2 protein-coding genes are annotated in these 3,439 nt (G+C 34.7%); both read left to right on the top strand.

The genetic code is table 11. The features are described 5' to 3' along the window. On the top strand, positions 1 to 2,941 hold a 2,941-nt coding region (locus tag ACILQF_RS11830), incomplete at its 5' end, for a SusC/RagA family TonB-linked outer membrane protein (protein WP_395627610.1). A gap of 20 nt (positions 2,942 to 2,961) precedes the next feature. Further along, positions 2,962 to 3,439 (top strand): RagB/SusD family nutrient uptake outer membrane protein (locus tag ACILQF_RS11825; protein ID WP_395627609.1); only part of this gene is annotated, 478 nt, incomplete at its 3' end.

Below are 3,439 nucleotides of genomic sequence, written 5' to 3'. Positions count from 1 at the left end.
TTTAGGTATGGAGGAGCAAGAAGTTCCTATTGGTAATAAATTATCATTTCAGGTTAGTTTGAAAATGCAAATTACCACTCTGTCTGATGTTATAGTGATTGGTTACGGCACAGTTAATAAATCTGACTTAACCGGCTCTGTATCCAGAATTACACGAGAGGACCTTATAAAAGATGCTCCCGTTAATATTTTACAGTCTTTGCAAGGAAAAATTTCCGGAGTGAACGTTACGCAGAATGACGGTGCGCCAGGTGCCGGATTAAGTATTAGAATTAGAGGTTCTAACTCCTTTTTAGGGGGTACAGAACCTTTATATGTTATAGATGGTGTTCCATTTAACAATAACAGCAGTGGTTCAACTCCTTTATCAATTGGCGAAGACGAAAAGCAAACTTTGAATGCAATGTCATTTTTAAATCCTAGTGATATAGAAAGTATCGATGTTCTTAAAGATGCATCTGCCACTGCAATTTATGGTTCTCGTGGTGCAAATGGTGTAGTTTTAATTACAACTAGAAAAGGCAAAACTGGTAAAGATAAAATCGAAACAAATTTCATCTTTGGTCAAGCTGAGGTTTCTAAAAGACTTGATGTTCTGAATGCATCAGAATATGCTGAATATCAAAATTTGGCATATCAAAATTCTAATAAGTATACAGGAACTAGCTATAGTCTTCCTTATCCAGGAACTAATCTTCCAGATCCCTTAAACCCAGGCAACACCTATTACGCTAATGGTCCACAAGATTTTATTGGAGACAAAAACAATTGGCAAGATCAGATTTTCCGTCGTGGCTTATATCAAAATCTTTCAGTAAATATCTCTGGAGGAAATGATGCGGGTAGTCATAGTTTAACATTCAGTTATTTAGACCAAGAAGGTACCATCTCTAACTCAGATTATAACAGATTTGGCTTGAGTTTAAATTTAAATAGAAACTTAAGTAAAACTTTTAAAGCTGGAACAAGCACCACATTTGCTAATACCACTACCAATGGGGTAAAAACGGGTTCTGATAAATCGGATGCAGCAAGTGCTGGAGTGATACGCTCTGCATTAACTTTCCCATCAACAGTAAGAGATGCAATTGATTACGATGGTGTAGGAGAGGCTTTTATCACTAATCCATATGTTTATGTAAACTCAGTATTGAACAAGGTAAAAGGATTAAATATTTTTTCTTCAAGTTATGTTGAAGCTTCATTCTTAAAGAATTTTAAATTCAGACAGAATATTGGATTCAGTTATTCTTCCAATGCTAGAGATCAATATTATCCAAGAAGCGTATATGAAGGTTTTTCGGTAAGAGGTTCTGGTTTAAAATCGGATAATATATGGAATAGTGGTGTTTCAGAAAGTTTATTAAGCTTTAAAAAACAGTTTAACAAACACAGCTTAAATGTGGTTGGTGCAAGTACTTTTGAACGCACATCTGGGCAATCAAAAAGAGCAGAAGCAAGAACATTTCCTAATGATGCTTTGCAAAATGAAAACTTAGCTGCAGGAGAAGTAATATTGCCAGTGATTACTTCACGCTTCCAATCTACACTAATTTCATTTTTAAGTCGTGCCAACTATAATTATAACGATCGCTATTTCTTCACTTTATCTCATCGTCAGGATGGATCTAGCAAGTTTGGTAAAGACAATAAATGGGCTGGCTTTTCTTCAGCAGCACTTGCATGGAAAATATCCAGTGAAAATTTCATGAAAAAGATGGAATCTATCAGTGACTTGAAACTCCGTTTAAGTTATGGTCAAACAGGTAATCAAGGTATTGGATCTTATGCTTCCTTAGCTAAATTAAGTGTCTACAATTATCCTTTTGGCGGAGTCGTACAAACTGGTTTAGCAAATGATTTGTATGCTGGTCCCGCAAATGAAAAATTAAAATGGGAAACTACAACGGCTTATAATTTAGGTTTAGACTTAGGGATGTTTAAGAACAGGATAAACTTAACTGTAGACCTTTACCAAAAAACTACTGACAATTTGTTGCAAAACTTAATCATTCCTTCTTCAAGTGGTTTTCAAACTAAATTGGTTAACTCTGGATCAGTTCAGAACAAGGGTTTAGAAGCAACTTTAAGTGGCGTAATTATAAAAAATAAAGCTTTTGAGTGGAATTCTAATTTCAACATTTCATTTAATAGGAATAAGATTTTAAGTCTTAGCCCAGATGTTACAGAACAATACGGTAGAAACATTTCAACCGGTGATGCTCCATTTATTCAAACAGTTGGCCAACCAATTGGTGCTTTATTTGGCTATGTTGAGGATGGTTATTACAGAAATGAAGCTGATGTTAGAAGTGATCCCGCATTCAACGGTCAATCTAGCGCACTTATTTTGAGAGCTATTGGTGAAATAAAATATAGGAACTTCGATAGTGATAACTCTTCTATTTCACAAAGTGACCGAACTTTTATAGGAGATGTAAATCCAGATTACACCTTTGGATTCTCTAATAATTTCAAATATAAACGCGTTGAGTTAAGTGTATTTGTTAATGGTGTACAAGGGAATGACATTATCAATATGAATACTAGATTTAATGGAAATTTGGGAACAAATAAAAACATTACACAAGAAATGCTTGATGGTGCATGGGCTGCAGATAAAGATAACAGCAATGCAACAGGTCCCAAAGTAATACGTCAGTCATTCAGGAACTTATTATTTTCACGCAGGTTTGTGGAGGATGGAAGTTTTGTAAGAATAAAGAACGTTACCCTTAGCTATGATATACCTGTTAAAACTAAATCAATATCAGCAATTAAGGCATCATTAGGGGTAAATAATCTTTATACGTTTACCAACTATTCTGGCTTTGATCCTGAGATTAATAGTTATGGAGATAATCCAGCATTATTTGGTGTAGACCTTGGGGGTTATCCAAACTCAAGGACCTACAATCTTTCTTTACGTTGCAATTTTTAATCTTATTTTAAAAATATACTATGAAAGTGATTTCAAAATATTTTACGACATTAATTGGTTGTCTTTGTTTAATTGGTTTTAATTCTTGCGAAAAACAATTAGAAGAAACCTCTTATTCTTTTTATTCTCCAGAGAATTTTTATAAAAATGAAAATGATGCAAAAGCAGCTATCAATGGGGTCTATAATGAATTATACACCTATGATTTGTTTATACAGCCTTTCTGGAACTTAACCATTTTAGATGACGACCATGTATCTGGAGCAGATTGGTACTTAGGAAGTACAGGATCAGGTAATCCACAAGCTTATTGGGGCTATGATCGGCCTTGGGCGGGTTGCTATGTGATGATTGCTAGAGCAAATAACGTTTTAGAAAATGTGGCAAAGATGGCAAACTTAGACGCAGATCTTAAAAACAGAATTTTAGGCGAAGCCTATTTTTTAAGAGCCTGGGCCTATTTCCAATTGGTACAATTATATGGTGGCGTTCCTCTTC

It is taken from the genome of Daejeonella sp., assembly GCF_044232565.1.
Taxonomy (GTDB): domain Bacteria; phylum Bacteroidota; class Bacteroidia; order Sphingobacteriales; family Sphingobacteriaceae; genus Daejeonella.
Note: the sequence above shows the minus strand (reverse complement) of the source record. Positions and strands in the feature narration are given on the sequence as shown.